Origin of the sequence: Flavobacterium notoginsengisoli, from assembly GCF_014207905.1 — a bacterium.
Taxonomy (GTDB): domain Bacteria; phylum Bacteroidota; class Bacteroidia; order Flavobacteriales; family Flavobacteriaceae; genus Flavobacterium; species Flavobacterium notoginsengisoli_A.
Window position 1 is genome coordinate 735,159 of the sequence record NZ_JACHLB010000001.1, and the last position, 15,446, is coordinate 750,604.

Below are 15,446 nucleotides of genomic sequence, written 5' to 3' on the forward strand. Positions count from 1 at the left end.
TTTTCCGCCACGAATTCACGAATTATAAATTTTATTTAAAAATAAATTCGTGGCTAAAAAACCATAACAACATGCAGAAAATAAAAACAGCATTATTATCATACGGAATGTCGGGAAAAGTTTTTCACGCTCCGTTTTTAGATATTCATCAAGGATTTGAATTATTAGGTTCTTGGGAAAGAAGCAAAAAATTAATTCAGGAAGATTATCCATACGTAAAAAGTTATGCCACTCTAGACGAACTTTTAGCAGACGATGTCGATTTGGTAATTGTAAATACGCCAGTTGGCACGCATTACGAATATGCTAAAAAAGTGCTTTTGGCAGGAAAACATGCCGTTGTAGAAAAAGCGTTCACAACAACGGTCGATGAAGCAAAAGAACTGGCAAAGATTGCAAAAGATAAAGGATTGAAATTAGCCGTTTTTCAAAACAGAAGATGGGATAGCGATTTTAAAACCATTAAGAAAATTATCGATGATGGCGTTTTAGGAGATTTAGTAGAAGCAGAATTTCATTTTGACAGATACAATCCACTATTGAGTCCGAAAGCACATAAAGAAACAGCCAATGATGGTGCAGGAGTTTTAAAAGACTTAGGGCCTCATATTATTGACCAAGCTATAAGTTTATTTGGTTGCCCAAAAGCTGTTTTTGGAGACATTAGAGTAACAAGAGAAAACTCAGTTGTAGACGACTGGATCGATTTGACTTTGTTTTATTCTAATTTTAGGGTAAGACTAAAAGCAGGTTTTTTTGTTAGAGAAGCGAATCCGGCTTACGTGCTTCACGGAAAAAAAGGCTCTTTCTTAAAACCTCGTGGAGATGTTCAGGAAGATGATTTAAAAGTGGGTAAAAAACCAAATTTAGAAGCTTGGGGAACAGAAGACGAAAGTTTACAAGGACTTTTGCATACCGAGATAAACGGAAAAATTGTGAGAGAAAAAGTGCCGACACTTCAAGGTAATTATTTCAGTTTCTTTGATGGCGTTTACGATTCGATTGCAAACCATAAAGAGGAACCTGTTACGGCACAAGATGGCGTAAAAGTAATGCAGGTTATAGAAGCTGCAATTGCAAGCAATGCCCAACAAAAGGTAATCAGTATATAGTAAGACATTCATAAAGCTATCATTCCATAGGAATGTTTCGTCGGTAGAAATAAATAGTGTTTATCCGTATTTACGTTCCGTAGGAACGTTTGATTTGCGCGTCAATTTTTTACAATCTAAATGCACCAAACGTTCCTACGGAACGTAAAACATAACAACGATATAATTTTTCTACCGACGAAATGTTCCTACGGAACATAAAATGCATAAAATCAAAAGGAGCTTTTTCAAAAATGGAGAGCTCCTTTTTTAGCTTTGCTTAAAAATGAAGCAAATTATATTCTACTAAAGCCGAAATGTTGTAATTTTAATAAGAAGAAATCAATCGAAAACTTCTTAATTTATAAACAATAACGTTGTAAATTGTGCATAACATTAGACTCTATAGGCTTTGAAGTACGTTTTTAGTATTTTTGACAATATCCAATAAAAATTCAATATGCTGATAAATTTTAATCCATTAGCGCTTTTTCAGACCAAAGGAAAAATCAAGAAAGTATTTAGAGAAGCAAAAGCCTCTTATTTAAACCGAATTCGATTTGCCGTTGGAATGTTTTATTTCGGAATGGGTTTAAGTTTTGCAACTTGGGCGAGTAGAATTCCAGATATCAAAACAGCCTTGCATTTAACAGAAGGAGATTTAGGTTCGATACTTTTTGCACTTCCAGTTGGACAATTGGCTATTATGCCTTTTTCTGGAAAGATGGTAACGAAATTTGGAAGTCATCGTATCTTGATCTTTTCATTAATTATGTATGTTTTTTGTCTAATCAATTTAGGTTTGGCAACAACCGCATTGCAATTATCGCTCGGATTATTCTTATTCGGATTATTTGGAAACTTAGCCAACATCGCTGTAAATACACAAGGAGTTTATACAGAAGTTCTATTTAAAAAAACAATCATGTCATCTTTTCACGGAATGTGGAGTTTTGCAGGATTTACCGGCGCATTGGTCGGTTTAGGAATGCTGGCTTTAAACTTGAGTCCGTTGCATCATTTTATAATTGTTGCGGTAATTGTTTTAATTATGGTAGGGCTTAATTTTAGATTTTTGGTGAGAGCCAAAGAAAAAGCAAAACCTAAAGAAGAAGGAAAAAAATTATTTGTAAAGCCGGATTCAGCTTTACTTTGGTTAGGGGTTATCGGATTTTGCAGTATGGCAAGTGAAGGTGTTATGTTCGATTGGAGCGGTGTCTATTTTAAAGATATTGTGCAAGCGCCAGGACCTTTAGTAGTTTTAGGATATACTTCATTCATGATTATGATGGCAAGTGGAAGATTCTTAGGCGACGGATTAATCAATAAATTTGGACGTGAACGCGTTATGCAGATTAGTGGCGTTATGATTTCGGCGGGACTTTTTACAGCAGTTTTTCTTCCTTATTTAATTCCATGTACTATCGCATTTATGTTTGTAGGTTTAGGAGTTGCTACTATTGTTCCTACTGTTTATAGTATTGCAGGAAAAAATCCGACCGTTCCTGCGGGAGAGGCTTTAACGATTGTTTCGAGTGTAAGTTTCTTAGGTTTCTTAATGGGACCGCCAGTAATTGGACACATTGCACAAAATTTCGGATTACGATTTTCTTTTGCTTTTATCGGAATCTTCGGTGTTCTAATCGCCTTTATGGTTTCTAAAATTAGAACAACGTCGTAATTACGTTTTCTGATTAGAATTATAAAATATTAAACAAATTTGTAAGAATTTATTTAATATTAAATATTTTGTTTATATTTGAATTTATAAGTGTATACTTATCATTAATTTTTTCAAAAACCAATTTTATCTTTTGAATTCAGGATTGATATCCTAAAATTATTTTCAAAGTAAATTGGATTTTAATGATAAAAAAATACGCAGTCTTTCTTATTTTTTTGCTTTTTAATTTTGCATCTGCACAACGAAAAATAACAGTTTCTGGAGTTGTTATTGACACGAGAACGCAAAATCCGTTAGAAAATGTAGTGGTTACAATACAGAATACGGCCGTAATGCAACTCACTTCAAAAACGGGGAAATTTGAACTTCATATATTTCCACAAAAAGAGCAACTGCTTTTACTAAGAAGTCAGGGCTATAAAGATTTTCTTTTAAAGATAAAATCCAATTCTGACCAAAATATTAATCTCGGAATATTACAATTAGAAGACACTTATTCTGATGAAGTTCCAGCGGCACTAATTACTTTATCAGACAGTGATTTCTCTGAAGATAATGGTTCATCCGAAATGACTTCTGGGCTTTTACAATCTTCCAAAGATGCCTTTATGCAGACTTCCGCATTCAATTGGGGTCAGGCTCGATTTCGTGTTCGTGGTTTAGACAGTGAAAACGGAACGATGATGCTCAACGGAATTGTAATGAATAAAATCTACGATGGAAGACCACAGTGGAACAATTGGGGAGGTTTGAATAATGTACTTCGAAATCAAGAATTTTCGGTTGGTACAGCAGCATCTAACTATACTTTTGGCGGAATTTTAGGCACACAGCAAATTTTTACTCGTGCTTCATTATATAGAAAAGGAACTTCGCTCACATTTTCAGGAAGTAACACTACTTATATTTTACGTGGAATTGGAACTTACGCTTCAGGTATGAATGAAGCGGGTTGGGCGTATGTAATTTCAGCTGGAAAACGTTGGGCTGATGAAGGATATTTTGAAGGAACCAACTTCAATGCAGATTCTTTTTTTCTCAGCATAGAAAAAAAATTAAACAGTAAAAATGCTCTAAATTTTACGGGATTTTACACGCCAAATTCGAGAGGTAAAAATTCGGCAAATACAGCTGAGGTGAGCCATTTAATGGGAGAAAATTATAATTCATATTGGGGATTTCAGAATGGAAAAAAACGAAATGCACGAGTTAAAAATGTTGCTGAACCGTTATTAATGGTTAATCATTATTACAAAATTGATGAAAAGACAAATCTGAATTCTGTTCTAATGTATCAATTTGGGAAAGTAGGCAATAGTAATATTGATTATCAAAATGCCGATAGCCCAGATCCTGTCTACTACAAAAAGATGCCAAGTTATTTTAGTTCGCTTTATGCAAAAGACCATGGAGAATTTTCTGGAGAATTTACACCAGACTATGAAAATGCAGAGAAAAATAGAATTGCTTTTTTATCTAATTCTCAAATCAATTGGAATGAGATGTATTTTGCGAATCAGCAATCGACAGAAAATGGTTTTCAGCCTTCGAAAAGCCATTATGTTTTGTATGAAGACCGAACTGATGATCGAACTTTTGCGGTCAATTCAAACTTAAATACACAAATAACATCAAATGTTTTTTTTGATGGAGGTTTTACTTTTAAGAAATTGAAATCGCATAATTTTCAGAATCTATTGGATCTTCTTGGAGGAGAATATTTTGAAGATATTGATGCATTTTATAAAGGAAGCTATTCGCAATCAGATTTACAGCATCCAAATCGTCAAGTAAAACAAGGAGATACTTATGGTTATAATTACAATTTATTTGGCAATACTTTAGATGCTTTTACACAGTTTAAATTTACTTACAATAAAACAGAATTCTATTTTTCGCAGTTGTATTCTATTTCAGATTATCAAAGAGAAGGACTTTATCAAAACGGACTTTATCCAAACAATTCTCTAGGAAAAAGCGAGAAAGTAAATTTTGAAAATTTTGGATTCAAAGGCGGATTCACGTATAAAATTTCAGGGAAACAATCGTTGTTTTTTAATGGTGCACATTTTACACGAGCACCTTCACTTCGAAATACATTTTCAAATTCAAGATTAAATAATACAATCGTTAATGGACTTGAAAGTGAAAATATAACTAGTGGAGAAGCAAATTACAGCTATCACTCGCCGAAATTGAAATTGAGAATGACAGTTTATTATTCATTAATTAAAAACACTTCCAAAACTTCTTATTTCTACGCTGAAGGAATTTTTGATAATGGAGCAGGTTATGACCCTACAGATGCTTTTGTCAGTCAGACCTTGACAAAATTAGACAAGAAAAATATAGGTTTGGAATTGGGTTCAGAATATCAAATTTCCTCAACGCTTAAAGCTACTTTATCAGCCGCTTTTGGAAATTATGTTTATAGCAGCAATCCGAATGTAAGTATTACAAATGACGCAAATGCTGCAAAAAGTATGTCAACAACATTTGACTTCGGACCAGCATATCTTAAAAATTACAAACAATCTGGAACTCCTCAAAAAGCATATTCATTCGGACTAGAATATCGGGATCCTAAATTTTGGTGGATTGGAGCTAATATTAATTACCTGATGGATAGTTATATTGATGTTTCTCCAATTTCTAGAACTTCACAATTTTACATTAATCCAGTAAACGGATTTCCTTTTCCCGAAGCCACTTCAGAAAGAGGAAATGAATTATTGAAGCAAGAAAAGTTTGATCCAATTATGCTTTTGAATTTAAGTGGCGGCAAATCGTGGCGCATTTACAAAAAATACGTCGGACTTTTTGCTAGCGTAAATAATGTTCTGAATTTAATCTATAAAACTGGTGGTTTTGAACAGGCGCGAAATGCCAACTTTAGAGCTTTAAATCAAGATGTTTCTAGTGGCACTCCTTCTTTTGGGCCTAAATATTATTATGGATATGGACGAACTTATTTTCTAAATCTCACAATCGGGTTATAAAAATTAAGATGTATTGTTATGAAAAAGATTCTTTTAAATGTAATTTATTCACTACCATTATTATTTATTTTCGGGTGTAATAATGAAATTGAAACACCAAAACTAGTTTGTACACAACCCGACTTTATAGCAAATCAATCGGTCGAAAAAGTCTATGAACTTTCTGCCGCAACAGCCAAACAATATGTATACGATGATGTTATTGAAGCCTATGTAGTTTCAAGCGATGAAGAAGGCAATTTTTTCAAAAGTATTTATTTGCAGACAAAATCTTCAGACAACAGTCCTTCAATTGGCTTTAATGTCCCAGTTGATGTTTCTAACACTTATATCGATTATAGAATTGGCAATAAGGTTTATGTGAAATTAAAAAATCAATTTACCGATTTGTATTTTGGAGGATTAAGAATAGGAAGCTTATATGTAAGTAATGCAGGAGATCCTACAATTGGAAGAGTTTCTCAAAATGAGTTTAGAAATGTTCTGAATGTTTCATGCACAATTTTGGATGAAAATCGATTGGTTGAGTCACTTTCTATTGAAGAAGCTCTTTCTGATTCTAAACTTAATACATTGATCGAATTAAATGATGTTGAGTTTACAGAAGTTGCTTTGGGGCGACATTATTTTGAAGAATCTAATAATGTCGGAGGCTCAACAAATTGGAATTTAAGAGATAGAACAGGAAATCAAATTATATTTAGAACCAGTGCTTACGCAAAATTTGCAGATCATTTAGTGCCTGAAGGAAGCGGAAAAGTAAGAGGTATTTTGACTAAATACGGTACAGATTATCAGTTTATGGTTCGTTCGGAAAAAGATATTGAAATGAATGGAAAAAGAAATACGCCATTTTTTTCTGAAGATTTTCAATCGGTTAAAAACAATGTGAATTTCGTTCTTCCAGGCTGGAGCAATATTGTTGAAAAAGCAAGTAAGCTCTGGAAAAGCATGGTATATTCTGGCAATGGTTATGCAGAATTCAATACAACCAGCACGACCGCGGCCGAAAATGTTGCATGGCTAGTTTCTCCAAAAATTAATTTGGCAGGATATAAAAATGCAGTACTTTCTTTTAGAAGTGCGCAACACGATTTAAAACTGGATTCACCATTAAACACTTTAGAAGTTTACGTTTCAAACAATTTTGATGGTTCTAGTGTCACCAAAGCAAAATGGACAAAATTGGAAGCCAAAATTCCTTCCTTAGAAACACCGGCGAAAACTTTTATAAGCTCAGGAGGAATTGATCTTTCTGCTTATTCGGGAAATATTAATATCGCTTTTAAATATATTGGTTCTGGAAAAGACAAAACACTCAACGGCGCTTTTATGGTAGATGATATTAAGATATTTGGAGAAAAATAAAATACGATTTGGGAATTAATAAATAATAAATTGGTTTTTAGAGTTTTATTGAAAAGTTTGTAGTTTTTGTACTTCAAATTCCTAAAATTTAATGGAATTTTGTATTTTGGTCATCCCAAATCAATACAAATATCACATGAAAACCTACTTTCTTGCCATCTTAATGATGGTTTTTCCATGCGTAATACACAGTCAGGACGCTCCTGTACGATTAAAACAAATCAACGTTGTAAAGACAAATTACCAAAACTCTAAAGACGGCGAAATTGTAAATAAAACGTTTGCATTTAAAGATGGTAAACTTCAAACAGTAACAACTTCAGACGTTGTACAACATTTCTTTTACAATAAAAGCGGTTTGCTGGATATGACCGTCAAAGATAAAGTAGGAAGCGACTGGAAAGAAGTGGTAAACTATACTTATAACGCTGACAACAACATTACTAAGTTTGTAAAAAAATATCAGGAAGGACCAAATTATATCACAAAAACGGTTTCATTTTTTTATGAAGGCGCTAGAGTAAAAGTAACAACGAAAAAGAGCACCAATCACCAGAATTTAGTTGATGATATTGAATACCTTGTTGAAAATGGCTTAATCGTTAGAAGAACTTCACGCGACAGAAATAAAGCAATTATTGGGAAGTTAGAATATGTTTATGTAAACGATAATGTGTCTAAACATAAAGGTTTGGTTGGTGACAAAATCTCTAAAACATATACTTATGATGACAAAAAATCAGTAGATCAATTGATTGTTCAAAGTCTGTTTGGAGATAATTATAAGGTTATTGTACCCATGATTTCTTATCATGAAGATGAATTTGCTTTTGAATCTATTTCTTATAATAATGAAATGAATTTTAGCCCTTCTTCTACAGCTCTAGTTGCAGTAAGCAGAAAATACAAATACAACAAATTGAATTTTCCAATTTCTTGCTCACAAATTGAGGAAAACGGAATTGTAAAAACAGAGAAAACATTTATTTACGAATAAAGTTTTTTAAATAATACCATTCAGAGGTGGAATTTTGTCGAGGTAAATCTTGATGGAGTTCCATCTTTTTTATGATAATCATTTGGATATAAATTTAAAAACCAAATTGTGTAATTGATTGTAGCTGACAAATGATTAAATTTGCACCTTATTCAAGAATATGTTAGAAAAAGAAGTTATAAATTTTGAGAGAACGGTAATTGTTGGAATCGTTACTCAAAGTCAAAGTGAAGAAAAGCTAAATGAATATTTAGACGAATTGGAGTTTTTGACATTTACCGCAGGCGGTGAGGTGATAAAACGCTTTTCGCAGAAAATGGAACGCCCAAATCCGAAGACTTTTGTAGGTACGGGAAAAATTGACGACATCAATCTTTTTGTAAAAGAGAACAAAATATCGACTGTAATTTTTGATGATGAATTAACGCCTTCACAGCAAAAAAATATTTCAAGAATCATAGACTGTAAAATTCTAGACAGAACCAATTTGATTCTAGATATTTTTGCGCAGAGAGCTGAAACTTCATACGCAAGAACACAGGTAGAATTGGCGCAGTGCCAATATTTGTTGCCAAGACTTTCTGGTTTATGGACGCACCTTGAACGCCAAAAAGGGGGAATTGGTATGCGTGGACCTGGAGAGACAGAGATTGAGACAGATAGACGTATCGTTCGTGACAGAATTTCGTTATTGAAAGAGAAAATCAAAACTATCGACAAACAGATGGGTATTCAGAGAAGTAACCGTGGCGCAATGGTTCGTGTCGCACTTGTTGGTTATACCAATGTTGGAAAATCGACTCTGATGAATGCAATCGGAAAAAGTGACGTTTTTGTTGAGAATAAATTGTTTGCAACTTTAGATACGACAGTTAGAAAAGTAGTGATCAAAAACCTTCCATTTTTACTTTCAGACACAGTAGGTTTTATTAGAAAATTGCCAACGCAATTGGTAGATTCTTTTAAAAGTACATTAGATGAGGTTCGTGAAGCAGATTTACTTTTGCACGTTGTAGATATTTCGCATCCTGATTTTGAAGATCATATTGAATCGGTTAATAAGATTTTGCAAGAAATTAAAAGCAATGACAAACCAACCATCATGGTTTTCAATAAAATCGATACTTACAAGCATCTTACCATAGACGAAGACGATCTAATTACAGAAAGAACTCGTAAACATTATACTCTTGACGAATGGAAACAAACTTGGATGAGTAATGTTGGAGAAGATAAAGCATTGTTTATTTCGGCAAGACAAAAAGAAAATTTTGAAGAATTTAGAGAAAGAGTTTATGAAGCAGTTCGACAAATTCATATAACGCGTTTTCCTTATAATAAATTCTTGTATCCTGATTATAAAGATGCAATTGAAAAAGAAGAAGAGCAGGAATAAATTAATTTTAACGCAAAGGGCGCTAAGATTTTATATAATAAGCTCTTATTAAAATACTAAGTTCGCAAAGCTAAATCTATATATCTTTGCGAACTTTTTTTATACAAAAACTAACTAATAAAATCTTAGCGCCCTTTGCGTTAGAAATTTAAGCGTTTTAGAGAGGCAAATTAAAATCCAAAATTAACTCCTAAACCAAATACTTCTCTGGTTTGAAGACCTTCAAAAGCATTATCGTCATAAATCGCTTGGAAAGCAAGATTCGCCGACAGAAATTTGTTGATTTTCATTATAATGTTTAACGAATAATTAATGTCTACATTTTGAGGATCTTCTAAATAATTAGAATATAAGTTTAGCGTATTTTCTGCCGTTACATTGGTCATAATGGCCAATTTGTAATAAACAGATGCATAGAAACCTAGCTCATAACGCATGGTTTTGCCTTCGTCAACTCCAAAATAATCACCATCTACATAAGGCAGACCTGTAAATCTATCAATTCCACTTGTGTAGGCATTGTCTACAAAAGTGAATTTTGATGTTAAAGGAGCAAAGTTAATTTTTAAATTTTCGTCTTTAGACCAGTAAATACCAGGACCAGCTGTAAGATAACCAGGTGACATAAACTTGGTTTGTTCTGTTCTAATTTCTTTTCCGTTGGCATCTTGCCCATAAATGTAACCCGTTGTAAATTGGGTTCTGAAATTTAGAAAGAAAGAGTAATACCATTCGCCAAAAGCCCTTTTACCAAGAATAGAGTTGAATTCTAATCTATCGTCGGTTTTTTTGCTAAAATCGGTATTTTTGGTTTGTAATATACCGTAAGAAGCCAAGACTTTATTGTCCCAAGTTACATCGTCTTTTTTGTAATTAAAATCATAATTGATTCCGAGTGTTCCTGAGAAACTGTCTTCACCACCAGCAATCCAGTTGTTAAAACTTGATTGGTTTAGTAAAAGCGATACAGTTCCTTTTGCTTTCCAGCCTTCTTTTTCAATGGTATCATTGAGTTTTTTTACGGCTTTTTCGGTATTTTGAGCTAATTCTTTTTCTGTGTTTTGGGCTTGAACAAAAGTAAGATTTGCTAAAACGAAGAGTAATAAAAAGATCTTTCTCATGGTATCTAGTTTAAGTGTGTAATCAAATATACTAAAAACCAATCGAAAGATAAAGGTTGAATGCCTGTTAATGCAGGTTATTTCTTAGATTCTTTGTATAAAGGTACCGCCGAACACGCTTCTCCATACATAATACTTCTTGCAAAGGGCTGCAAATAGTTTGTCGCTAATATATAAGCGCGCATTGGGACAGGTTTTCTTGAACAGCCTTTTACAATTACAGGCTTACTTTGATAAACAGAATAATCTATTTTGCTCAAAATTTCTTCGTACAAACTTCCGTCTAAATCTTCTATTGTTCCATTAACCACTTTTTTTGCAAAAGGGGCTAAATGAACACTCACTAAAATTAATGCCCAAGCAGGAATAATAGCGTCTGTACTGCAATGTACCGCCACATATTGGTCTTGATATTGCGACCAATCATGATTTTTAAGATGCTCTCTAAAGTCTTTTTCTTTCAAAAGAAAACCTTCCAAAAGCCATTGAGAAATATCAATCTGCACACGCATTCCTTTTGGATAATAATCCTCTAAATCAAAAACTTCTAAAGCACTATTGGCAACTTTATTGATGATTTCTTCCATTTCTTTTGAGTTTTCAGTCGCAGTCTCAGTCGCAGTTGATCACTGTGATTGAGACTGAAAACTGTATACGTTTCTAAAGTGTTTTTTAGTCACAGTTAATTACTGAAAACTGTGACTGAAAACTGAACACTTTATTAAAGCATTCCTAATTCTAACTTAGCTTCTTCGCTCATTAAATCTTTACTCCAAGGCGGATCGAAGGTAATTTCAACCTCTACATCTTTTACGTATTCGATTGTTTTTACTTTTTCTTCTACTTCTCTTGGTAAGCTTTCTGCAACTGGGCAGTTTGGCGAAGTAAGTGTCATAAGGATTTTTACTTCGTAATCTGTATTTACCATTACGTCGTAAATTAATCCTAATTCATAAATATCTACAGGAATCTCAGGATCGTAAATTCCTTTTAAGATTCTTACGATAGATTCTCCTAATTCGTTTGTGTCTATTTCTTGTTCCATTTTGTGTATTTGTTTTTTTTCTTTTGCCACGAATTTCACAAATTCACACTAATTTTTAATTCGGGAAATTTGTGAAATTCGTGGCGAAAAAACTTAGTTTTTATTCTTAGCATCAAAAGCCAAAGCGTACATTTTGATGTTTTTGATCATTGATACCAAACCGTTTGCACGTGTTGCTGATAAATGTTCTTTTAAACCGATTTCGTCTATAAAATCAGTATTTGCATTTATAATGTCAGATGCTTTCTGATTAGAAAAAGCGCGAATTAAAATCGCAATAATTCCTTTTGTCAAAATCGCATCACTATCTGCGGTGAAAACAATTTTATCGTCGTTTTGCTCGCCTTGCAACCAAACTTTCGACTGGCATCCTTTAATTAGATTTTCGTCTACTTTGTATTCTTCTTTAATTAACGGAAGACTTTTTCCTAGTTCGATGATGTATTCATAACGCTGCATCCAGTCGTCGAACATTGAAAATTCATCTATTATTTCGTCTTGTATTTCTTTTATAGTCATAATTATTCTTTAGCAAAATCAACTAATAAATTTACTAGTTTTTCGATTTCTTTTGGAGGAAAACCATTGTCAAAACCTGGAGTTTCGTAGATTTTTCCATCTTTAGTTATTTTTAAATTTCCTATCGCGGCGCCATCGTAAGTACGTTTATTAGTTGGAGCTTTTAGAGAAGAAAGATTGTCTAAATTTACTTTTGAATATGCAGTAATAATCTCATTCCATTTCGCATCATCAATAGTGATTTTTTCAGGCTCTGCATTACGTTGTTTAGTAATCAAAACAGTTTTGTTTTGTGCAACTATAGTTTTGTAATAACCTCTGGACATGGCAGAATATTCAATTTGAGTCGAAGCCATATCTATTTTTTTCTGACTACAGCATCCAGTTGCAATAAAGACTGTTAAAAGCAATAAAGACAATATTCTCATACAATAGATTTTTAGCTTAACATAGTTTGTGCCTTCTTAACAGCATCAACCATTGCATCGATTTCTTCTTTTGTATTATAAAAAGAAAAAGAAGCTCGAATGGTTCCTGGAATACAGAAGAAGTTCATGATAGGCTGTGCGCAATGATGCCCAGTTCTAACAGCAATTCCTAGTTTATCTATAATAGAACCAACATCATACGGATGAATTCCATCAATATTAAACGAAACTACAGAAGCTTTATTTTTAGTGTTTCCGTAAATTCTAATGCCTTCAATTTCGTTAAGACGTTTTGTTGCATGTTCCAACAATTCATTTTCGTATTCCTGAATTTTATCAAAACCAATTTCATTTAAATAATCAATTGCAGTTCCTAAAACAATTCCACCAGCAATATTTGGCGTTCCAGCTTCAAATTTATGAGGTAAATCTGCGTAAGTTGTTTTCTCGAAAGTAACTTCTTTAATCATTTCGCCACCACCTTGATAAGGAGGAAGTTTGTTCAGCCATTCTTCTTTTCCGTAAAGAATTCCAGTTCCTGTTGGACCGCACATTTTATGTCCTGAAAAAGCATAAAAATCACAATCTAATTCTTGAACATCTGGTTTCAAATGTGGAACAGCCTGAGCACCGTCAATTAAAACTGCAGCGCCAACAGCGTGCGCTTTGTCAATAATATATTTGATTGGATTGATTACACCCAACGCATTCGAAATATGATTTACGGTAACAATTTTCGTTTTTTCAGAAAGTAAAGCATCAAATTCTGAAATTATTAATTCTCCATTTTCATCAATTGGAATTACTCTCAAAACAGCTCCAGTTTTTTCACATAACATCTGCCAAGGCACAATGTTGCTGTGGTGTTCTAATGAAGAAACCACAACTTCGTCACCAGTTTTTAATATTGATGCAAAACCGTTTGCAACTAAGTTAATTCCGTGCGTTGTTCCTGAAGTAAAAAGTACTTCATGAGCATGTTTTGCGTTAATATGGTCTTTTACTTTTCCGCGAGAAATCTCATAAGCGTCAGTAGCTAACTGGCTTAAAGTATGAACGCCACGATGGATATTGGCGTTGATTTCGTGATAATATTTTACTTCAGCATCGATCACAATTTGTGGTTTTTGCGAAGTAGCTCCGTTGTCGAAATATACTAATGGCTTTCCGTTTACAGTTTGTGAAAGTATCGGGAAATCAGCTCTTATTTTTTGAATATCTAGCATGTCTTATTTAGAAAAAATCTATCTACAAAAGTACTAAAACTAAATTTGTTTATACAGTAATTCTATAATTTCCTTTTATGGTGCGATTGTCAGCGACTGTAAATGCTGATTCTCTAAAAAACAAATCAGTTTTCTGCATTATCCGAATTGTATTTATGATTTGAGTTCGAATATCGTGAACATAAATTATTTATATTGCAGGAAAAATAACATATCATCATGAAAAAAATTCTCAAAGTACTTGCTCTTGTTTTGGTTCTTGCTTTTTTGTATTTCGGGTTTACGACTTATCCGAAATTGGATTTGATTTCCGGTTTTTCTGCTAAAAGTGTTGCCTCAGGACATTTTATGGATCATCGTTCGCTTGATTTAATTCAGAAAACAGACAATGATATTCCTTTGTTAGATCTTGCAACTAATACAATTAATGACGCAGGGAAATTGGCAACATCGGCAGTTTATGGACTAAAAGAAAGAAAAGCGATTTACAGAGAAGGTTTGGGAGCTTTATTGATTAATGATGATTATGATATTTCAAAACCGTATTTGCTTCCAAAAAGAACAAAATTGGTTAATAATCTTCCTTTTCCATACGGAAATAATGAACCAAAAGATACCGCTTTCGCGAATGTGGATTACTCAAAATTGAAGAAAGCAATCGACGATTCTTTTGATAAAAACGGTGGAAAAGCAAAACGCACGCGCGCTGTTGTGGTTTTGTATAAAGACAAATTGATTGGAGAAAAATACGATACAGGTTTCAACAAAGACAGTAAAATTTTGGGTTGGTCAATGACAAAAAGTATTACCAGTTCTGCTTTTGGAGTCTTGGCGAAACAAGGAAAAATCGATATTTATAAACCTGCTCCAGTTGCAGAATGGCAGAATGATGAACGTAAAATTATTACACTTAATGATCTTCTTCATATGAATTCGGGTTTAGAATGGGAAGAGAATTACAGCACAATCTGCGACGCAACAAAAATGCTTTTTCAGGCAGAAGATATGGGAAAAGTACAATTGGATAAACCAGCTCAGTTCAAGCCTAACACACATTGGAATTATTCGTCAGGAACTACGAATCTTTTGTCTCTTATTTTAAGAAGACAATTCAAAACACAGCAAGAATATCTTGATTTTTGGTACAGCGCTGTAATCGACAAAATCGGAATGAACTCGATGATTGTCGAGCAAGATATGTCGGGAACTTTTGTGGGTTCATCTTACGGATGGGCGACGCCGCGCGACTGGTCAAAATTCGGATTATTATACCTTCATAAAGGAAACTGGAACGGCGAACAAATCCTTGACGAAAGCTGGGTAAAATATACTTCAACGCCTACGAATACTTCAGAAGGAAAATACGGAGCACAATTCTGGCTAAACGCAGGCGGAAAATTCCCAGATGTTCCTCGTGATATGTTTTACTGCAGTGGTTACCAAGGTCAAATGGTGGCGATTATTCCGTCTAAAGACATGGTAATTGTGAGAATGGGAGTGAGAGAAGAAGAACCTGGATTTGATTTTAATGGGTTTTTGAAGGGGATTATTGAGAGTGTGAAGAAATAGTAA

General features: G+C 33.6%; 13 protein-coding genes. 7 read left to right on the plus strand and 6 right to left on the minus strand.

Annotated elements, in window-relative coordinates:
• Positions 1-71 precede the first annotated feature (71 nt).
• From HNP35_RS03170 to hflX, 6 genes are all read left to right on the plus strand, one after another.
• Entirely contained in the window at positions 72-1,112 is a 1,041-nt protein-coding gene (locus tag HNP35_RS03170) for a Gfo/Idh/MocA family oxidoreductase (protein WP_184158534.1), read from the plus strand.
• A 439-nt stretch (positions 1,113-1,551) separates the two neighbouring features.
• The gene (locus HNP35_RS03175) at positions 1,552-2,772 is read left to right on the plus strand and encodes an MFS transporter (protein ID WP_184158533.1); all 1,221 of its coding nucleotides are present in this window, start codon (positions 1,552-1,554) and stop codon (positions 2,770-2,772) included.
• A 185-nt stretch (positions 2,773-2,957) separates the two neighbouring features.
• Entirely contained in the window at positions 2,958-5,774 is a 2,817-nt protein-coding gene (locus HNP35_RS03180; protein ID WP_184158531.1) for a carboxypeptidase-like regulatory domain-containing protein, read from the plus strand.
• 18 nt (positions 5,775-5,792) lie between these two features.
• Positions 5,793-7,142, plus strand: coding sequence for a DUF5689 domain-containing protein (locus HNP35_RS03185; RefSeq protein WP_184158529.1), 1,350 nt, complete (start codon positions 5,793-5,795; stop codon positions 7,140-7,142).
• 136 nt (positions 7,143-7,278) lie between these two features.
• Positions 7,279-8,139, plus strand: a complete 861-nt coding sequence (locus tag HNP35_RS03190; RefSeq protein ID WP_184158527.1) for a hypothetical protein — start codon at positions 7,279-7,281, stop codon at positions 8,137-8,139.
• A 160-nt stretch (positions 8,140-8,299) separates the two neighbouring features.
• Complete coding sequence (hflX, locus tag HNP35_RS03195) at positions 8,300-9,535, plus strand: GTPase HflX (protein WP_184158525.1); 1,236 nt, start codon at positions 8,300-8,302, stop codon at positions 9,533-9,535.
• 170 nt (positions 9,536-9,705) lie between these two features.
• On the opposite strand, the gene HNP35_RS03200 is transcribed toward hflX, so the two are convergent.
• The 6 genes from HNP35_RS03200 to HNP35_RS03225 all read right to left on the minus strand — a co-directional run bounded on the left by HNP35_RS03200 (position 9,706) and on the right by HNP35_RS03225 (position 13,874).
• A complete protein-coding gene (locus tag HNP35_RS03200; RefSeq protein ID WP_184158524.1) occupies positions 9,706-10,656 on the minus strand; it encodes a DUF3078 domain-containing protein in 951 nt (316 codons plus the stop codon).
• Between the two features lie 77 nt (positions 10,657-10,733).
• Positions 10,734-11,243, minus strand: coding sequence for a DUF2480 family protein (locus HNP35_RS03205; RefSeq protein ID WP_184158522.1), 510 nt, complete (start codon positions 11,241-11,243; stop codon positions 10,734-10,736).
• A gap of 134 nt (positions 11,244-11,377) precedes the next feature.
• Positions 11,378-11,701, minus strand: coding sequence for an SUF system Fe-S cluster assembly protein (locus HNP35_RS03210; protein ID WP_184158520.1), 324 nt, complete (start codon positions 11,699-11,701; stop codon positions 11,378-11,380).
• 93 nt (positions 11,702-11,794) lie between these two features.
• Positions 11,795-12,220, minus strand: coding sequence for a SufE family protein (locus HNP35_RS03215; protein ID WP_184158518.1), 426 nt, complete (start codon positions 12,218-12,220; stop codon positions 11,795-11,797).
• 2 nt (positions 12,221-12,222) lie between these two features.
• Positions 12,223-12,648 carry a hypothetical protein gene (locus HNP35_RS03220; protein WP_184158516.1) on the minus strand — a complete coding sequence of 142 codons (426 nt, stop codon included), beginning with the start codon at positions 12,646-12,648 and terminating at the stop codon, positions 12,223-12,225.
• 11 nt (positions 12,649-12,659) lie between these two features.
• Positions 12,660-13,874, minus strand: coding sequence for an aminotransferase class V-fold PLP-dependent enzyme (locus tag HNP35_RS03225; protein WP_184158514.1), 1,215 nt, complete (start codon positions 13,872-13,874; stop codon positions 12,660-12,662).
• Between the two features lie 219 nt (positions 13,875-14,093).
• Here HNP35_RS03225 and HNP35_RS03230 point away from each other — a divergent pair, with 219 nt between their 5' ends.
• A complete protein-coding gene (locus HNP35_RS03230) occupies positions 14,094-15,443 on the plus strand; it encodes a serine hydrolase domain-containing protein (RefSeq protein ID WP_184158512.1) in 1,350 nt (449 codons plus the stop codon).
• Positions 15,444-15,446 lie beyond the last annotated feature (3 nt).

Excerpts from the sequence above, each read along its gene's own strand:
- HNP35_RS03175 (WP_184158533.1), top strand. The coding sequence starts at position 1,552 with ATGCTGATAAATTTTAATCCATTAGCGCTTTTTCAGACCAAAGGAAAA.
- HNP35_RS03210 (WP_184158520.1), bottom strand. The coding sequence starts at position 11,701 with ATGGAACAAGAAATAGACACAAACGAATTAGGAGAATCTATCGTAAGA.
- HNP35_RS03185 (WP_184158529.1), top strand. The coding sequence starts at position 5,793 with ATGAAAAAGATTCTTTTAAATGTAATTTATTCACTACCATTATTATTT.
- HNP35_RS03200 (WP_184158524.1), bottom strand. The coding sequence starts at position 10,656 with ATGAGAAAGATCTTTTTATTACTCTTCGTTTTAGCAAATCTTACTTTT.
- HNP35_RS03230 (WP_184158512.1), top strand. The coding sequence starts at position 14,094 with ATGAAAAAAATTCTCAAAGTACTTGCTCTTGTTTTGGTTCTTGCTTTT.
- hflX (WP_184158525.1), top strand. The coding sequence starts at position 8,300 with ATGTTAGAAAAAGAAGTTATAAATTTTGAGAGAACGGTAATTGTTGGA.
- HNP35_RS03220 (WP_184158516.1), bottom strand. The coding sequence starts at position 12,648 with ATGAGAATATTGTCTTTATTGCTTTTAACAGTCTTTATTGCAACTGGA.
- HNP35_RS03190 (WP_184158527.1), top strand. The coding sequence starts at position 7,279 with ATGAAAACCTACTTTCTTGCCATCTTAATGATGGTTTTTCCATGCGTA.
- HNP35_RS03170 (WP_184158534.1), top strand. The coding sequence starts at position 72 with ATGCAGAAAATAAAAACAGCATTATTATCATACGGAATGTCGGGAAAA.
- HNP35_RS03225 (WP_184158514.1), bottom strand. The coding sequence starts at position 13,874 with ATGCTAGATATTCAAAAAATAAGAGCTGATTTCCCGATACTTTCACAA.
- HNP35_RS03215 (WP_184158518.1), bottom strand. The coding sequence starts at position 12,220 with ATGACTATAAAAGAAATACAAGACGAAATAATAGATGAATTTTCAATG.
- HNP35_RS03205 (WP_184158522.1), bottom strand. The coding sequence starts at position 11,243 with ATGGAAGAAATCATCAATAAAGTTGCCAATAGTGCTTTAGAAGTTTTT.
- HNP35_RS03180 (WP_184158531.1), top strand. The coding sequence starts at position 2,958 with ATGATAAAAAAATACGCAGTCTTTCTTATTTTTTTGCTTTTTAATTTT.